Origin of the sequence: Pseudomonas sp. lyk4-R2A-10 (genome assembly GCF_030209075.1) — a bacterium.
GTDB lineage: Bacteria > Pseudomonadota > Gammaproteobacteria > Pseudomonadales > Pseudomonadaceae > Aquipseudomonas > Aquipseudomonas glycinae.
In genome coordinates this window covers 74,129-90,052 of sequence record NZ_JARVSR010000001.1, presented here as the reverse complement: position 1 = coordinate 90,052, position 15,924 = coordinate 74,129, and the positions used below count along the sequence as shown (strand labels likewise).

The 15,924-nt window shown below is 59.6% G+C and carries 17 protein-coding genes and 1 tRNA gene; 6 read left to right on the top strand and 12 right to left on the bottom strand.

Annotated elements, in window-relative coordinates; genetic code table 11:
- Nucleotides 1-7 precede the first annotated feature (7 nt).
- From iscU to trmJ, 5 genes are all read right to left on the bottom strand, one after another.
- Nucleotides 8-394 carry a Fe-S cluster assembly scaffold IscU gene (gene iscU / locus QRN46_RS00455; RefSeq protein ID WP_003227907.1) on the bottom strand — a complete coding sequence of 129 codons (387 nt, stop codon included), beginning with the start codon at nucleotides 392-394 and terminating at the stop codon, nucleotides 8-10.
- Nucleotides 395-495: 101 nt separating this feature from the next.
- Nucleotides 496-1,710, bottom strand: coding sequence for an IscS subfamily cysteine desulfurase (locus QRN46_RS00450; protein WP_007956689.1), 1,215 nt, complete (start codon nucleotides 1,708-1,710; stop codon nucleotides 496-498).
- Between the two features lie 50 nt (nucleotides 1,711-1,760).
- Nucleotides 1,761-2,252, bottom strand: a complete 492-nt coding sequence (gene iscR / locus QRN46_RS00445; RefSeq protein WP_007956690.1) for a Fe-S cluster assembly transcriptional regulator IscR — start codon at nucleotides 2,250-2,252, stop codon at nucleotides 1,761-1,763.
- A gap of 168 nt (nucleotides 2,253-2,420) precedes the next feature.
- Complete coding sequence (gene cysE, locus QRN46_RS00440; protein ID WP_007956691.1) at nucleotides 2,421-3,197, bottom strand: serine O-acetyltransferase; 777 nt, start codon at nucleotides 3,195-3,197, stop codon at nucleotides 2,421-2,423.
- A gap of 2 nt (nucleotides 3,198-3,199) precedes the next feature.
- Complete coding sequence (trmJ, locus tag QRN46_RS00435) at nucleotides 3,200-3,970, bottom strand: tRNA (cytosine(32)/uridine(32)-2'-O)-methyltransferase TrmJ (RefSeq protein ID WP_007956692.1); 771 nt, start codon at nucleotides 3,968-3,970, stop codon at nucleotides 3,200-3,202.
- 145 nt (nucleotides 3,971-4,115) lie between these two features.
- Here trmJ and suhB point away from each other — a divergent pair, with 145 nt between their 5' ends.
- Nucleotides 4,116-4,934, top strand: coding sequence for a type III secretion system regulator SuhB (gene suhB / locus QRN46_RS00430; protein WP_007941397.1), 819 nt, complete (start codon nucleotides 4,116-4,118; stop codon nucleotides 4,932-4,934).
- 97 nt (nucleotides 4,935-5,031) lie between these two features.
- Here suhB and QRN46_RS00425 read toward each other — a convergent pair whose 3' ends face one another.
- From QRN46_RS00425 to queA, 6 genes are all read right to left on the bottom strand, one after another.
- Nucleotides 5,032-5,580 carry a glycine zipper 2TM domain-containing protein gene (locus QRN46_RS00425; protein ID WP_011335818.1) on the bottom strand — a complete coding sequence of 183 codons (549 nt, stop codon included), beginning with the start codon at nucleotides 5,578-5,580 and terminating at the stop codon, nucleotides 5,032-5,034.
- A 121-nt stretch (nucleotides 5,581-5,701) separates the two neighbouring features.
- Nucleotides 5,702-6,616, bottom strand: coding sequence for a protein translocase subunit SecF (secF, locus tag QRN46_RS00420; RefSeq protein ID WP_064383915.1), 915 nt, complete (start codon nucleotides 6,614-6,616; stop codon nucleotides 5,702-5,704).
- Nucleotides 6,617-6,625: 9 nt separating this feature from the next.
- A complete protein-coding gene (secD, locus tag QRN46_RS00415; protein ID WP_011335820.1) occupies nucleotides 6,626-8,497 on the bottom strand; it encodes a protein translocase subunit SecD in 1,872 nt (623 codons plus the stop codon).
- 64 nt (nucleotides 8,498-8,561) lie between these two features.
- Nucleotides 8,562-8,897 (bottom strand): preprotein translocase subunit YajC, encoded by a 336-nt coding sequence (gene yajC / locus QRN46_RS00410; protein WP_007956696.1) that lies wholly within the window; start codon nucleotides 8,895-8,897, stop codon nucleotides 8,562-8,564.
- A 43-nt stretch (nucleotides 8,898-8,940) separates the two neighbouring features.
- Entirely contained in the window at nucleotides 8,941-10,056 is a 1,116-nt protein-coding gene (gene tgt / locus QRN46_RS00405) for a tRNA guanosine(34) transglycosylase Tgt (RefSeq protein ID WP_161794909.1), read from the bottom strand.
- A 14-nt stretch (nucleotides 10,057-10,070) separates the two neighbouring features.
- Nucleotides 10,071-11,120, bottom strand: coding sequence for a tRNA preQ1(34) S-adenosylmethionine ribosyltransferase-isomerase QueA (gene queA, locus QRN46_RS00400; RefSeq protein WP_085610925.1), 1,050 nt, complete (start codon nucleotides 11,118-11,120; stop codon nucleotides 10,071-10,073).
- 108 nt (nucleotides 11,121-11,228) lie between these two features.
- Between queA and QRN46_RS00395 the strand changes: the two genes are divergently transcribed.
- The 3 genes from QRN46_RS00395 to QRN46_RS00385 all read left to right on the top strand — a co-directional run bounded on the left by QRN46_RS00395 (nucleotide 11,229) and on the right by QRN46_RS00385 (nucleotide 12,212).
- A tRNA-Leu gene (locus QRN46_RS00395) sits at nucleotides 11,229-11,313 on the top strand.
- Between the two features lie 93 nt (nucleotides 11,314-11,406).
- Nucleotides 11,407-11,736, top strand: a complete 330-nt coding sequence (locus QRN46_RS00390; protein WP_007956700.1) for a hypothetical protein — start codon at nucleotides 11,407-11,409, stop codon at nucleotides 11,734-11,736.
- Between the two features lie 110 nt (nucleotides 11,737-11,846).
- Nucleotides 11,847-12,212, top strand: coding sequence for a hypothetical protein (locus QRN46_RS00385; RefSeq protein ID WP_221615270.1), 366 nt, complete (start codon nucleotides 11,847-11,849; stop codon nucleotides 12,210-12,212).
- A gap of 24 nt (nucleotides 12,213-12,236) precedes the next feature.
- On the opposite strand, the gene QRN46_RS00380 is transcribed toward QRN46_RS00385, so the two are convergent.
- Nucleotides 12,237-12,929, bottom strand: coding sequence for a hypothetical protein (locus tag QRN46_RS00380; protein WP_260411586.1), 693 nt, complete (start codon nucleotides 12,927-12,929; stop codon nucleotides 12,237-12,239).
- Nucleotides 12,930-13,116: 187 nt separating this feature from the next.
- On the opposite strand from QRN46_RS00380, the gene QRN46_RS00375 reads away from it, so the two are divergent.
- Together QRN46_RS00375 and QRN46_RS00370 are read left to right on the top strand one after the other, a co-directional pair.
- Nucleotides 13,117-13,863, top strand: coding sequence for a hypothetical protein (locus QRN46_RS00375; protein WP_285354165.1), 747 nt, complete (start codon nucleotides 13,117-13,119; stop codon nucleotides 13,861-13,863).
- Nucleotides 13,864-13,934: 71 nt separating this feature from the next.
- On the top strand, nucleotides 13,935-15,854 hold the full coding sequence (locus QRN46_RS00370) for an alkaline phosphatase D family protein (RefSeq protein WP_285354164.1): 1,920 nt from the start codon (nucleotides 13,935-13,937) through the stop codon (nucleotides 15,852-15,854).
- Nucleotides 15,855-15,924 lie beyond the last annotated feature (70 nt).

The following is a 15,924-nucleotide window of genomic DNA, read 5'->3' as shown; positions in this document are numbered from 1 at the left end:
TTGAAAGTCAGATCAAGCCTTTCTTCTGCTTGTAATCGCGAACGGCCGCTTTGATAGCGTCTTCAGCGAGAACCGAGCAGTGGATTTTCACTGGCGGCAGAGCCAGTTCTTCGGCCAGCTGAGTGTTCTTGATGGTTTCAGCTTCGTCCAGAGTCTTGCCCTTCATCCACTCGGTAGCGAGGGAGCTGGAGGCGATAGCCGAACCGCAGCCGTAGGTCTTGAACTTGGCGTCTTCGATAACGCCCTGATCGTTGACCTTGATTTGCAGACGCATCACGTCGCCGCACGCCGGAGCGCCGACCATGCCAGTGCCGACATCAGGATCTTCCGCGTTCATCTTGCCGACGTTGCGCGGGTTTTCGTAGTGGTCGATGACCTTTTCGCTGTAAGCCATGATTCTCAATCCTCACTCATCAGGGCCGCTCTTGAGACCCTGCAACTGCGCTGCGTAAACCGCCGCGTCGCTACAGGATCTGTATCCGGCGGCTTCTATATTTAGTGTGCCGCCCACTCGATCTTCGAGATATCGACGCCGTCTTTGTACATGTCCCACAGCGGCGACAGAGCGCGCAGCTTGGTAACGGCCTCGCAGACTTTCTGCGCGGCGTAGTCGATTTCTTCTTCGGTGGTGAAACGGCCGAAGGTGAAACGGATCGAGCTGTGTGCCAGTTCGTCGTTGCGGCCCAGGGCGCGCAGTACGTACGAAGGCTCAAGCGACGCCGAGGTGCAGGCCGAACCGGACGAAACCGCCAGATCCTTGAGCGCCATGATCAGCGACTCGCCTTCAACGTAGTTGAAGCTCAGGTTCAGGTTGTGCGGAACGCGGGCGGTCAGGCTGCCGTTGACGTACAGCTCTTCCAGGTGCTCGACCTGCTTGTAGAAGCGGTCGCTCAATGCCTTGATACGGACGTTTTCGGCAGCCATGTCTTCCTTGGCCACACGGAACGCTTCGCCCATGCCGACGATCTGGTGAGTCGCCAGGGTGCCAGAACGCATGCCACGCTCGTGACCGCCACCGTGCATGGTCGCTTCGATGCGCACACGCGGCTTGCGGCTAACGTACAGCGCGCCGATACCTTTAGGGCCGTAGGTTTTGTGGGCGGAGAACGACATCATGTCGACTTTCAGTTTCTGCAGGTCGATTTCGACCTTGCCAGTGGACTGAGCGGCGTCAACGTGGAACAGGATGCCTTTGGAACGAAGCAACTCGCCGATGGCGGCGATGTCGTTGACGGTGCCGATTTCGTTGTTCACGTGCATTACCGACACCAGGATGGTGTCTTCGCGCAGCGCGGCTTCGATCATGGCCGGGGTGATCAGGCCATCTTCGGTCGGGTCGAGGTAGGTGACTTCGAAACCTTCACGCTCCAGCTGGCGCATGGTGTCGAGAACAGCCTTGTGTTCGATCTTGGAGGTGATCAGGTGCTTGCCCTTGGAGGCATAGAAATGTGCCGCACCCTTGATTGCCAGGTTGTCGGACTCGGTGGCACCGGAGGTCCAGACGATTTCACGCGGGTCGGCGTTGACCAGATCGGCCACCTGACGACGGGCGTTTTCGACGGACTCTTCGGCTTTCCAGCCGAACACGTGGGAACGGGACGCCGGGTTACCGAAGTTTCCGTCGACCAGCAGGCATTCACTCATTTTTTGCGCAACGCGCGGATCGACCGGGGTGGTCGCAGAGTAATCAAGGTAAATCGGCAATTTCATGGACTATCTCCTAAATCAGGCTGGCTGGCGTGCCGCTAGCTCTCTGGCTGTCATTCGACGGCGGACGCTTCAATCTTGTCCAGGCGCGGCGCCTTGCCATTGCAACGACGCTGATCCTGACGCTGGGCCACTTCCTGCACCTCACGGCGAGTTACGAGGTCGGCCAAGCTGATACCGCTGAGAAATTCGTGAATCTGCAGGCTCAGGTCGCACCACAGGTGATGGGTCAGGCAGGTGTCACCGGAGTGGCAGTCGCCCTGGCCCTGGCATTTTGTTGCATCGACCGATTCGTTCACCGCATCGATCACCTGAGCCACCTGGATGCCCTGCATGTCGCGGGACAACTGGTAGCCACCGCCCGGACCGCGAACACTGGAAACCAGGTTACTGCGGCGCAGCTTGGCGAAAAGCTGTTCGAGATAGGACAGGGAGATGCCTTGGCGCTCGGAGATATCGGCCAGGGACACCGGCCCGTGTTGCGCGTGCAACGCCAGGTCAAGCATGGCGGTCACGGCGTATCGGCCTTTTGTAGTCAGTCGCATGGACAATTACCACGGAGTTCGGAATGGGCAGGAGTATGCAATTCCCGAGCATTTAAGTCAACTATAAGACCTAGTGCTTTAGTCGGGTTTACCCGCAAAAGAGCGCGCGAATGATAGCAGGGTCTGCGTCCTAATGGCACACCGGTCGGCAGCAGCCCTGCAAGTGCGTCAGTGGAGCTTGGATTCGTCCTTGCCCTTGACGCAGGCGAAGTCTTCTTCACGCAGCTCGGGCAGATCTTTCGCACAGTAATTGCTGCCCAGATCCTTCAGCGCGCCGCACATTCCTTCCAGACGCCCATCCACCGCTTGCAGGTGATCAAGCAACTGGCCGATGGCACGCGCCACCGGATCGGGCATGTCTTCACTGACGCCGTAGGCATCGAAGCCGATCTTCTCGGCCATCGCCTTGCGCTTGGCGTCAGCCTCATCATCGGATTTGACGATGATCCGGCCCGGAATCCCCACCACAGTGGCACCCGGTGGCACTTCTTTGGTGACGACAGCATTGGACCCGACCTTGGCGCCGGCACCCACAGTGAACGGACCGAGCACCTTCGCGCCCGCTCCCACCACCACGCCATCGCCGAGCGTCGGGTGACGCTTGCCCTTGTTCCAGCTGGTGCCGCCGAGCGTCACGCCCTGATAGATCGTCACGTCATCGCCGATTTCAGCGGTTTCGCCAATCACGATGCCCATACCGTGGTCGATGAAGAAGCGTCGACCGACCTTGGCACCCGGATGGATCTCGATCCCGGTCAGCCAGCGACCGAAGTTCGACACCAGCCGCGCCAGCCATTTCAGATCGTTGCGCCAGAGCATGCCGGCCAGTCGATGAATCCAGATCGCATGCATGCCGGGATAGCAGGTCAGGACTTCAAAAGCGTTACGCGCCGCCGGGTCTCGGTGGAATACGCTCTGGATATCTTCACGCAAACGCTCGAACATCATTAATCCTTCCGCTTAAGGAGCTCGCCACGGGCCGCTTTCTGGGTTTCCGTGAGGATGCCACGCAAAATATTCATTTCCGCCCGGCTGACCGAGCTGCGTCCATACAACCGGCGCAGGCGCGCCATCAAGTGCCGCGGCTTTTCCGGATCGAGGAATTCGATGGCCACCAGGGTCTGCTCCAAGTGTTCATAGAACCGCTCCAGCTCATCCATGGTCGCAAGCTCTGCGCTTTTCACGGAGGCCACTTCTTCCTTCTCGATCTTGGTCGGCTGGCCTTGTGCAGCCAGCCACGCCATGCGCACTTCATAACTCAACACCTGCACCGCCGCCCCGAGGTTCAGCGAGCTGAATTCAGGATCAGAGGGGATGTGCACGTGATAGTGACATCGCTGCAGCTCGTCATTGGTCAGGCCGGAATCCTCACGACCGAACACCAGCGCGATTTCCGCGCCCTGCCCGGCCTCCTCGACCACTTTGGTCCCGCACTCGCGCGGATCCAGCAATGGCCAGGGAATGCGCCGGTCACGGGCACTGGTGCCGAGCACCAGATTGCAACCGACCAAGGCGTCTTCCAAGGTGGCGACGACTTGCGCGTTTTCAAGGATGTCACCAGCTCCGGAAGCACGGGCATCGGCTTCGTGATGCGGAAAGACGCGCGGATCAACCAGCACCAGACGCGACAGGCCCATGTTTTTCATGGCGCGCGCGGTCCCGCCGATGTTTCCCGGATGGCTGGTATTGACCAGGACGACACGAATATTTTGCAGCACGGCGGGCGCTCTCGGACTCGGCAAAGGGGTGCAAATCTTACAGAACAGCCTACCGTTAAGCTATGAAAGCGAACAGCGACCTTCACCTGAAGAAAAGTTCTGATAGAATGCGCGGCTTTCTTTAACAACCTTAGGTGACACATCCATGCAGCCCATGCTGAATATCGCGCTGCGCGCCGCCCGCAGCGCCAGTGAACTGATCTTCCGCTCCATCGAGCGCCTGGATACCATCAAGGTCGACGAAAAAGACGCCAAGGATTACGTATCCGAGGTCGATCGCGCCGCCGAACAGAAAATCATCGACGCCCTGCGCAAGGCTTACCCGAATCACTCGATCATGGGTGAGGAGACCGGCCTGCATGCCGGCACCGGCATCGAAGGCGAAGAATACCTGTGGATCATCGATCCACTGGACGGCACCACCAACTTCCTGCGCGGCATTCCTCACTTCGCTGTCAGCATTGCCTGCAAATACCGTGGTCGCCTGGAACACGCCGTTGTTCTGGATCCGGTTCGTCAGGAAGAATTCACCGCCAGCCGTGGTCGCGGCGCTCAACTGAACGGTCGTCGCCTGCGTGTCAGCGGTCGCACCAGCCTGGACGGCGCCCTGCTCGGCACCGGTTTCCCGTTCCGTGACGACCAGATGGACAACCTCGACAACTACCTGGGCATGTTCCGCGCCCTGGTTGGCCAGACTGCCGGCATCCGCCGCGCCGGTTCGGCAAGCCTGGACCTGGCTTACGTAGCCGCCGGCCGTTTCGACGCGTTCTGGGAGTCGGGTCTGTCCGAGTGGGACATGGCCGCTGGCGCCCTGCTGATTCAGGAAGCAGGCGGCCTGGTGAGCGACTTCACCGGCGGTCACGACTTCCTTGAAAAAGGCCACGTCGTTGCCGGCAACACCAAATGCTTCAAGGCCGTTCTGACGGCGATCCAGCCGCACCTGCCGGCCTCGCTGAAGCGCTAAGCGTTTCGCGAAACCAAAAAAAACACCCTTCGGGGTGTTTTTTTATGGGCATGAAAAAGCACCCCGAAGGGTGCCTTTTCTATAAGCCATCAGCCAATTACTGGCCTGGCTGGTTCTGCGACAGGATCAGCTTGCCTTCCTTGTCGACCGGGATCTGGTTGCCCGGATCACGATCCATGCGCACCTTGCCTTCCTTGCCGTCCAGCGAATACCGGACGTCATAGCCCACGACCTTGTCGCTGATGTCATTCACCGTGTTGCAGCGAGTCTGAGTCGTGGTGTAGGTATCACGCTCCTGCATACCCTCCTGAACCTTGTTGCCGGCGTAACCACCACCGACCGCACCGGCCACCGTGGCAATCTTCTTGCCGGTGCCGCCGCCGATCTGATTACCCAGCAGACCACCCGCCAACGCACCGACCACGGTGCCGGCGATCTGGTGTTGATCTTTCACCGGTGCCTGCCGGGTCACCGTCACATCCTTGCACACTTCACGTGGAGTCTTGATCTGTGTTTTGACCGGCTCTACGGCCAGCACTTGCGCATACTCAGGGCCGCTTTTAACCAGGCTGTAGGTGGCAACAGCACCCCCGGCAGTTACACCGACAGCACCCAATACCGCACCAACCAGCAACGACTTGTTCACATGAACCTCCTGACCATCACATGCGGGAACGCGCCCGCGCTTCTCCCAGCCTTGGAGCAAAAAAAAAGACGCGAGTTCAACTCGCGTCTTTTTTGACTGACCGCCGGAAAATCGATGGCCGTTATGGACGGTCGTCGACTTCCTTCTCGGTGTTGGCCGGTGGAATAAGATCTTCAGTGCTCAGGTTCAGCCAGATCAACACCACGTTCGCGATGTAGATCGACGAGTAGGTACCCGCCAGAACACCGATAAACAGGGCGATGGAGAAGCCGAACAGGTTATCGCCACCAAAGAACAGCAGCGCCGCGATCGCCAGCAGGGTGGAGATCGACGTCGCCATGGTCCGCAGCAAGGTCTGAGTCGTCGAGATATTGATGTTCTCGATCAGCGAAGCCTTGCGCAGGACACGGAAGTTCTCACGCACCCGGTCGAATACGACGATGGTGTCGTTGAGCGAGTAGCCGATGATCGCCAGCACCGCCGCCAACACCGTCAGGTCGAAGGTGATCTGGAAAAACGACAGGATACCGATGGTCACGATCACGTCGTGGATCAGCGATACGATGGCGCCGACCGCGAACTTCCACTGAAAGCGGAAAGCCAGATAGATCAGGATGCCGCCGAGCGCCAGCAGCATGCCGAGGCCGCCCTGGTCACGCAGCTCTTCACCGACCTGCGGGCCGACGAACTCGACACGCTTGACGGTAGCGGGGTTATCGCCGCCGACCTTTTGCAGCGCTTCTGCAACCTGATGACCCAGTTGCGGGTCTTCACCCGGCATACGCACCAGCAGGTCGGTGGTTGCACCGAAGTTCTGCACGACGGCCTCGTGGTAACCCGAAGTCACCAGTTGCTCGCGCACCTTGGTGACGTCAGCCGGACGCTCGTAGGTCAGCTCGATGAGCGTACCACCGGTGAAGTCCAGCCCCCAGTTCATGCCCTTGTGGAACACACTGAAGATTGCCAGCAAGGTCAGAAATACGGTGACGCCGAACGCAAAGTTGCGGACGCCCATGAAGTTGATTGTACGTAACATGGCAGCCCCTTAAATCCACAACTTCTTGAAGTCACGTCCGCCAAAGATCAGGTTGACCATTGCGCGGGTCACCATGATGGCCGTGAACATCGAGGTAAAGATCCCGAGGGACATGGTCACTGCAAAGCCCTTCACCGGGCCGGTGCCCATGGCGAACAGGATGCCGCCGACCAGCAAGGTGGTCAGGTTGGCGTCGAGAATCGCAGTGAATGCCCGGCCGAAGCCTTCGTTGATTGCACGTTGCACGGTCATGCCGGCGGCGATCTCTTCACGAATCCGCGAGAAGATCAGCACGTTGGCGTCGACCGCCATCCCCATGGTCAACACGATACCGGCGATACCCGGCAGGGTCAGCGTAGCCCCCAGCAGCGACATCAGCGCCAGCAGCAACACCATGTTCACCGCCAGTGCAACGGTGGCGATCAGGCCGAAGAAGCGGTAGATGGCGATGATGAACAGCGAGACGAACAGCATGCCCCACAGCGAAGCATCGATACCCTTGGTGATGTTGTCCGCACCCAGGCTCGGGCCGATGGTGCGTTCTTCAGCAAAGTACATCGGAGCAGCCAGACCACCGGCACGCAGCAACAGCGCCAGTTCGGACGACTCGCCCTGGCCGTTCAGGCCGGTGATACGGAACTGCGCACCCAGCGGCGACTGAATGGTCGCCAGGCTGATGATTTTCTTCTCTTCCTTGAAGGTCTGCACCGGCACGTCTTTTTCGACGCCGTCGACCACTTGCTTGACGTAAGTCGTGACCGGGCGCTGTTCGATGAAGATCACCGCCATGCTGCGACCGACGTTGCTGCGGGTCGCGCGGTTCATCAGATCGCCACCGTGACCATCCAGGCGGATGTTCACTTCAGGCGTACCGTGCTGCGAATCGAAACCGGCCTTGGCGTCAGTCACCTGGTCACCGGTGATGATCAGGCCACGCTCGATCTGCGCAGGAGGACGCTTGCCTTCACGGAACTCGAAGGTCTCGGAAGTGGCTTTCGAAGCGCCCGGCTCTGCAGCCAGACGGAATTCCAGGTTGGCCGTCTTGCCGAGGATACGCTTGGCTTCGGCAGTGTCCTGCACGCCCGGCAGCTCAACCACGATACGGTTGGCGCCCTGACGCTGGACGATCGGTTCGGCTACACCCAACTCGTTGACGCGGTTACGGACCGTGGTCAAGTTCTGCTTGATGGAGTATTCACGGATTTCCGCCAGCTTGGCCGGGGTCATCGCCAGACGCAGCACCGGTTGACCGTTGAGGTCGGCCGGAACAATGTCGAAATCGTTGAAATTCTTGCGGATCAGCGCACGGGCCTGTTCGCGGGAATCAGCATCGCTGAAGCCCAGCTGAATGGCGCCATTGAGTTGCGGCAGGCTGCGATAACGCAGTTTCTCTTTGCGCAGCAGGCTCTTGACGTCGCCTTCGTAGACTTTCAGGCGGGCGTCGAGGGCTTTGTCCATGTCCACTTCCAGCAGGAAGTGCACACCACCGGACAAGTCCAGCCCCAGCTTCATCGGGTGCGCGGCCAGGTTGCGCAACCATTGCGGGGTGGTTTGTGCCAGGTTCAGCGCGACGACGTAGTCATCACCCAATGCCTTGCGGACAACGTCCTTGGCCGGCAGCTGGTCTTCAGCCTTGGTCAGACGGATCAGACCGCCTTTGCCGTTCGCTGCCAGGCTCGAAGCCTTGACGTTGATCCCGGATTCCTTGAGCGCGGTGCTCACGCGATCCAGGTCGGCCTGATTGACCTGCAAAGCCGTGCTGGCGCCGCTGATCTGAATGGCCGGGTCATCGGGGTATAGATTCGGAGCGGAATAAATCAGACCGATCGCCAGCACCGCCAGGATCAGAATGTATTTCCACAGAGGATATTTGTTCAGCATCACGCCGCCCGTTATGAACGCGGGGCGCCTTGCGCGCCCCGTCGATTGAGTAGAAGTTGGAACCTTAGATCGCTTTCAGCGTGCCTTTTGGCAGCGTGGCGGCGATGGCGCCCTTCTGGAACTTCATTTCCACGGTGTCGGAAACTTCCAGAACCACGAAGTCATCGGCCACTTTGGTGATCTTGCCGGCGATGCCGCCGGTGGTGACCACTTCGTCGCCCTTCTGCAGGCTGCTCAGCAGGTTCTTCTGCTCTTTGGCGCGCTTGGCCTGTGGACGCCAGATCATCAGGTAGAAGATGACCAGGAAGCCGACCAGGAAAATCCACTCGAAGCCGCCGCCCATAGGCGCTGCAGCCGGTGCAGCCGCGTCAGCCATGGCATTAGAGATAAAAAAGCTCATTTAGCACTCCAGTTGCAAATGTTGAATCTTGGGGTCAGAAAACTCAGTCCAAAGGCGGAACGGGAAGCCCGCGTTTGGCGTAGAAGGCATCGACAAAGGCGGCCAATGTACCCTGTTGAATAGCCTCGCGCAAACCAGCCATCAGCACCTGATAATGGCGCAAATTGTGGATGGTATTGAGCATGCTGCCGAGCATTTCGCCGCACTTGTCCAGATGATGCAGATAAGCGCGGGAGAAGTTCTGGCAGGTATAGCAATCGCAGGTCGGATCCAGCGGCGAATCATCATGGCGATGGAACGCGTTACGGATCTTCAGCACGCCTGTATCAATGAACAGATGCCCATTGCGGGCATTACGGGTTGGCATCACGCAATCGAACATGTCCACACCGCGGCGCACACCCTCAACCAGATCTTCCGGTTTGCCAACGCCCATAAGGTAACGAGGTTTGTCAGCCGGCATCATGCCCGGCAGGTAGTCCAGCACCTTGATCATTTCGTGCTTGGGCTCGCCCACCGACAGACCGCCGATGGCCAGGCCGTCGAAACCGATCTTGTCCAGGCCTTCCAGCGAGCGCATGCGCAGGTCCTGGTGCATGCCGCCCTGAACGATGCCGAACAGTGCCGCCGTGTTGTCGCCATGGGCATTCTTCGAACGCTGGGCCCAGCGCAGCGACAGTTCCATGGACACACGGGCCACGTCTTCGTCAGCCGGATACGGGGTGCATTCGTCGAAGATCATCACGATGTCCGAGCCCAGGTCGCGCTGGACCTGCATCGACTCTTCCGGGCCCATGAACACTTTCGAGCCGTCGACCGGGGAGGCGAAGGTCACGCCTTCCTCCTTGATCTTGCGCATGGCGCCAAGGCTGAACACCTGGAAACCGCCGGAGTCGGTCAGGATCGGGCCTTTCCACTGCATGAAATCGTGCAGGTCGCCGTGCTCCTTGATCACTTCGGTACCCGGGCGCAGCCACAGGTGGAAGGTGTTGCCCAGAATGATCTCCGCGCCCGTGGCGACGATGTCACGCGGCAACATGCCCTTGACCGTGCCGTAGGTGCCCACCGGCATGAACGCCGGGGTCTCGACGGTGCCACGGGGGAAGGTCAGACGACCACGACGGGCCTTGCCATCGGTGGCAAGCAGCTCGAACGACATACGACAGGTGCGACTCATACTGTTTCCTCTGGGCCGCGCGGCGCGGGATTACGGGTGATGAACATCGCATCACCGTAGCTGAAAAAGCGGTATCCGTTGTCCACGGCGGCTTTGTAGGCGGCCATGGTTTCCGGATAACCGGCGAACGCCGAAACCAGCATCAACAGCGTGGACTCGGGCAAATGGAAATTGGTGACCAGAGCGTCGACCACATGGAACGGCCGGCCCGGGTAGATAAAGATGTCGGTGTCGCCGCTGAACGGTTTGAGTACGCCATCGCGGGCGGCGCTTTCCAGCGAACGCACGCTGGTGGTGCCGACAGCGATGACGCGACCGCCACGCTCACGGCAAGCGGCGACGGCATCGACCACATCCTGACCGACTTCCAGCCACTCGGAGTGCATGTGGTGATCTTCGATCTTCTCGACGCGCACTGGCTGAAACGTGCCGGCGCCGACGTGCAGCGTGACGAACGCAGTCTCGACGCCCTTGGCGGCGATCGCTTCCATCAGCGTCTGATCGAAATGCAGCCCGGCGGTCGGCGCCGCCACCGCGCCGAGCTTCTCGGCATACACGGTCTGATAGCGCTCGCGATCCGAACCTTCGTCCGGGCGATCTATATAAGGAGGCAACGGCATGTGCCCGACGCGATCAAGCAGCGGCAGCACTTCTTCGGCAAATCCCAGCTCGAACAGCGCATCGTGACGCGCCAGCATCTCGGCTTCGCCGCCGCCGTCGATCAGGATCTTCGAGCCCGGTTTCGGCGACTTGCTGGAACGCACATGAGCCAGCACGCGGTGGGTGTCGAGCACGCGTTCGATGAGGATTTCCAGCTTGCCGCCGGACGCCTTCTGCCCGAAAAGCCGCGCCGGAATCACCCGGGTATTGTTGAACACCATCAGATCGCCGGGGCGCAAATGCTCCAGCAGATCAGTGAATTGACGGTGTGCCAGGGCGCCGCTGACCCCATCCAGGGTCAACAGGCGACTACCGCGACGCTCGGCCAAAGGATGGCGGGCAATCAGCGAATCAGGAAGCTCGAAGGTAAAGTCAGCAACGCGCATGATGGGGTTCGTCTAGCAGGGCCGGAAAGTCTAGCGGAAATATCGAAAATTGACCATGAAACGTGATTGACCAACGGTAGGCACCTCTCTATACTTCGCCGCCATTGAGCCCTGATGGCGGAATTGGTAGACGCGGCGGATTCAAAATCCGTTTTCGAAAGGAGTGGGAGTTCGAGTCTCCCTCGGGGCACCAAAATTAGAAAAGGTCTTGCTTAGCAAGGCCTTTTTTTTCGTCTGTCGGAAAGTGTCGCCGGCCCTCCGGCGAAATCTCACACAGGTTCACAACATGGAAACGTCACTGGAAACCGTCGCCCTGTTCTCCCTCAAACTCGCGTACGAGGAAGAAGGCCTGAGCCCGATCCTGCGCGATGACATGGTCATGGGCGACTATCAGAAAGACGTGTTCGAACTGCTGGTGCGCCGGGGTGATGTCGAGACGATCCAGTTCAAGATGAACGAGTGCCTGGCGCTGGCGATGGATGCGTTGGGTGGCGTCGAGAAACCGTTGGGGCGCGAACTGCACAAGTTGTCGACCGACTTCAGTCAGGCGCAGTCGCTGGAGCAGCTGGATCAGCCGCTCCTCGCGCTCAAGGGTTATTTGAAGGACATTCTTTAAGCTACGCAGATGAAGAAAGTGGCGCAAAGCTTCTATTTTGATATCTTGCCGTCCAATCGCCAGAGGCCTGTCAACCGCCTCTGTTATCGCGCACTCGGGAATAAACCAAAATGGATGCTGTGTTGTGTTTGCTGGTGATGGCTGGAACCTGGCTCTGGGTGGTGAAGCAACGGGGTGAGTGGAACCTGTTGCTGGCCAACCTTGCCGGCGCCGGAAGTGGCGTGGTTACCGGCATTGTGTTCACGCTGATTTACGACGCAGTCATTGGTACGTCGATGGCGACACCCAACCTGAATCGCAGTCTGGTGGTGTTCATCACCAGCGCGGGCGTTCTGGCGGGGGTATGGCTGTGGATTGCCAATCGCCGTCAACCCGAACATCCGGTTGCACGTCAGTTGCTCGGCGCGGTGTGTGGCTTGGCCGCCGGCATGGCGACCCTGGTGTTTCTGGCGGTGAATTTTTTCCCCCACACCTGAGTGGACGGCGCGGCTGTTTTGCAGTCAGCGCCGAGCCTTCAACACCCGAATATCCGTCGCAAATCCGTCGGCACCGACAATTTTCTTCCAGCCCACATACTGAAACTCGCCCCGCTCATCGATGTAATCGCCCTTCTCCACCGACCTGCCACCGACGATCGCCACGCGCTTTTCCTCACCACACCCGCCATCCGACGGCCGAACGGTGTAGATCACATACGGCTTCACATACTGCGTGGCGCGAAAGTATTGGCCGCAGACTTCATCGACGGTAATCAGCATGGTTTTCAGGCGCGCTGCGCCGTCCATGTCTTCGTGAAGTTTGAGGAAGGAGATTTCGCCGACATCGCTGTAGCCGAGTGAACGGGCGCGTTGGTATTCGGGGGAGTTCTGGTGGGCAATGCGGCCTTGCTCGGCGGCCTGGTTCATTCTGTCGGCGAACTCGGCTTTGCCACGGGCAATCATCGCATCGGCCTCGGCCGCCACGTTTTCGCATTGAGCGAATTCCCCGGAGGCAAGGTATTGGGGAGGCAGATTTGGGCGGTGCTCATTCATGCTCCCCTGACTGTTCTCCAGATCGCCCATCACCTCAAAGGCACCGGGCACGCGACCGCTTTGGACGTCGGCCATTTTTTCCTGCATGCGCTGACAGTTGGCGAGGTAATACTTCCAGCTGTTTTCCGGGTGCTCTTTCCAGGCGGCGAATGCCGGGGTCATGGCGCTGGCGAAAGTGATTGCACATAGCAGACGCAAAACAGGGGCGACTTTTGACATGAGTAGTCCATTACAGGAATCAGGAAAGTGGCGCGAAGCTACTATTTTGTTATCTTGCCGTCCATCGTCAGTAGTCAATCTGCGCGACGCACTGATTTCAGTTTTTTTGCAGGATTAAGGAAAGGATCGAATGGAGTTTCTGCGTTTTCTGGCATTTGTCGCGGCCTGGGGTTTCATGTGGCGCTGGGTGGTGAAAAACCGCGGCAGCTGGAATCTGTTTTACGCCAACCTGGTCGGTGTCGCGGGCGGTTTCATTGTTTCGATGGTGGTGCTGGCGATCACTTTTTCACTGTTCCCGTCGGCGCATCGCTACGAAGCCGCGCAGACTGAAAACGTCGTGGCGCAGCGGGAAGCCAAGCCGACCTCGTTGCTGCCGGAAGCCGAGGCGGTTGCGAGCCCTGCTGCGCTGAAAGATGCGCCGGTGTTTGCCGCTATCGTGCCGGACAACAAGCCCTCTCCAGCGGATTCCGCGTTGCTGCCGAACTACGCCAGTCGGGCGCCGAAGACGATGTCGGTGCAAACCGTGATCGACCAGAGTGACGATGAGGGGCGCAAGGCCCTGACGGCGCTGAGCAAAAAACTGCGCGCCGACGCCCAGGGCGACAAATCGATGCTCGCGTATGTCATGTGCAGCCCGTTCGTGACCAGCACATTGCGCTTCCCCGCATCTGCCCGGTTTGCCGACAGCAAAAGCCTGACGCCGCAACGCTTCAAGGATCAGGTCTACACCTTCAGCAACACCGTCACCGCGCGGAACATGAATGGCGACGATGTGACGTACCGCTTCGACTGCTCCGTACAGGAACAGCCAAGCGTCGACGCGACACCTGCCGAATGGCGCCTGTTGGCGCTGAAGCTGGAAAAAACGGGCTCTTAAGCCTGGTTTAAGGGTTCGAGGCGCCGGCTGCGCTATCATCGCCGGCCTGTGCGCCTTGAGCTTTTCCCCCGATGCCTCCGACACCTGATGACCTGAGCCCGTTGCCCGCTGTTCTGGCCGGGCCACTGCTGCGCCGAATGCAACCGACGCGCTTAGTGCTTTGGCTGGTGGGCAGCCGCGAACTGTCGTTGACCTTGCGCCTGCAAGGCGTAGGAGACATTTCACTGGATGCCGGGAAATGCACGGTCATTCCGGTAGGTACCCGGGCGTTTGTTCACCTCATCGATGTCCCCCTCGAAACCGCCCTGCCCTGCGACACCCGCATCGACTACGACCTGTTGATCGATGGCAAGCAGCCGATCGCCGACTGGGCGCCGCACCTGCTCTACGACGACGCCACCGGCCCGAACTTCGTCCTGCGCTCGCGCATCGACCAGTTGCTCCACGGTTCCTGCCGCAAGCCCCATCATCCGGCCGCCGACGGTTTGCTCTGTGTTGACCGGTTGCTGGCCGCCGAAACCGATCCGCAGCAACGTCCCGCCCTGTTGATGATGAGCGGTGATCAGGTTTACGCCGACGATGTGGCCGGTCCGATGTTGCGGGCGATTCATGCCTTGATCGAGCGCCTCGGTCTGTTCGGTGAACACCTCGAAGGCGCAGTAGTCAGCGACAGCGCGAAACTCTACGAACACCCGGCCAGTTACTACCATCGCGCGGATTTGCTGCCGGCACTGGAAAGCAACGAGACACTGCGCGAGCGTTTCTTCGGCGGTGCGCGCAAGCCGATTTTCACCAGCAGCAGCGCCGACAATCACCTCGTGACGTTTGCCGAAGTCATGGCGATGTATTTGCTGGTGTGGTCGCCAACACCCTGGACACTGGTCAATCCGCAGCCACCGGCACTGACGCCTGAACGCCTCAAGCGCTATGCCCTTGAACAGACCCGCATCGACGGGTTCAAGGCCGGCCTCGGCCAGGTGGCCCGGGCACTGGCGCATCTGCCGAGCCTGATGATCTTCGATGACCACGACATCACCGATGACTGGAACCTCTCCGCGCAATGGGAGGAAACGGCCTACGGCCACCCGTTCTCCAAACGCATCATCGGCAACGCGCTGATCGCCTACATGCTGTGTCAGGGTTGGGGCAACAATCCGGATGCATTCAGCGCAGTGCTGGAGAAAACCCGCGGCCTGAGCGCCAACGGTGACGACCGCTACCTCGACGCTCCCGTGCAGGACGAATTGATTGAGGAATTGCTGCGCTTTCAGCAATGGCATTTCGTATTGCCGACCAGCCCGGCGCTGGTGGTGCTCGATACCCGCACCCGACGCTGGCGCAGCGAAATGGCACTCAAGCAGCCGTCGGGCCTGCTGGACTGGGAAGCCTTGAGCGAACTGCAGCAGGAACTGCTCGACCATCCTTCGGCGATCATCGTTTCGCCGGCACCGATCTTCGGCGTGAAGCTGATCGAAACCGTGCAGCGAGTATTCAGCTGGTGCGGTTATCCACTGCTGGTGGACGCAGAAAACTGGATGGCCCATCGCGGCGCCGCCCAGGTGATCCTGAACATTTTCCGACACTCGCGTACACCGGGCAGCTACGTGGTGCTGTCAGGCGACGTGCATTATTCCTTCGTCTACGAAGTCTTGATCCGACACCGCAAGGCCGGCCCGCGCATCTGGCAAATCACCAGCAGCGGCATCAAGAACGAATTTCCCCCGACCCTGTTGGAATGGTTCGACCGTCTCAACCGCTGGCTCTACTCACCACGCTCGCCGCTCAACTGGCTGACCAAACGCCGCCGCATGCGCATCGTCCCGTACGTGCCGGAACACGCAGAAGCGGGTGAGCGACTGTGGAATTCGGCGGGGATCGGCCAGGTATTTTTCAATCATCAGGGACAGCCGAGCGACATCATCCAGCACAACGCGAACGGCGCACCGAAGACCCGGATGCTGGCGCCGGATTTGTCGGACTACCCTGATTAGAAAAATCTCACGTAGAGAGTGAGAGGGATGGCAGGCGCGTCGGAATCAGCTTACAAAAGACCCAGAAACG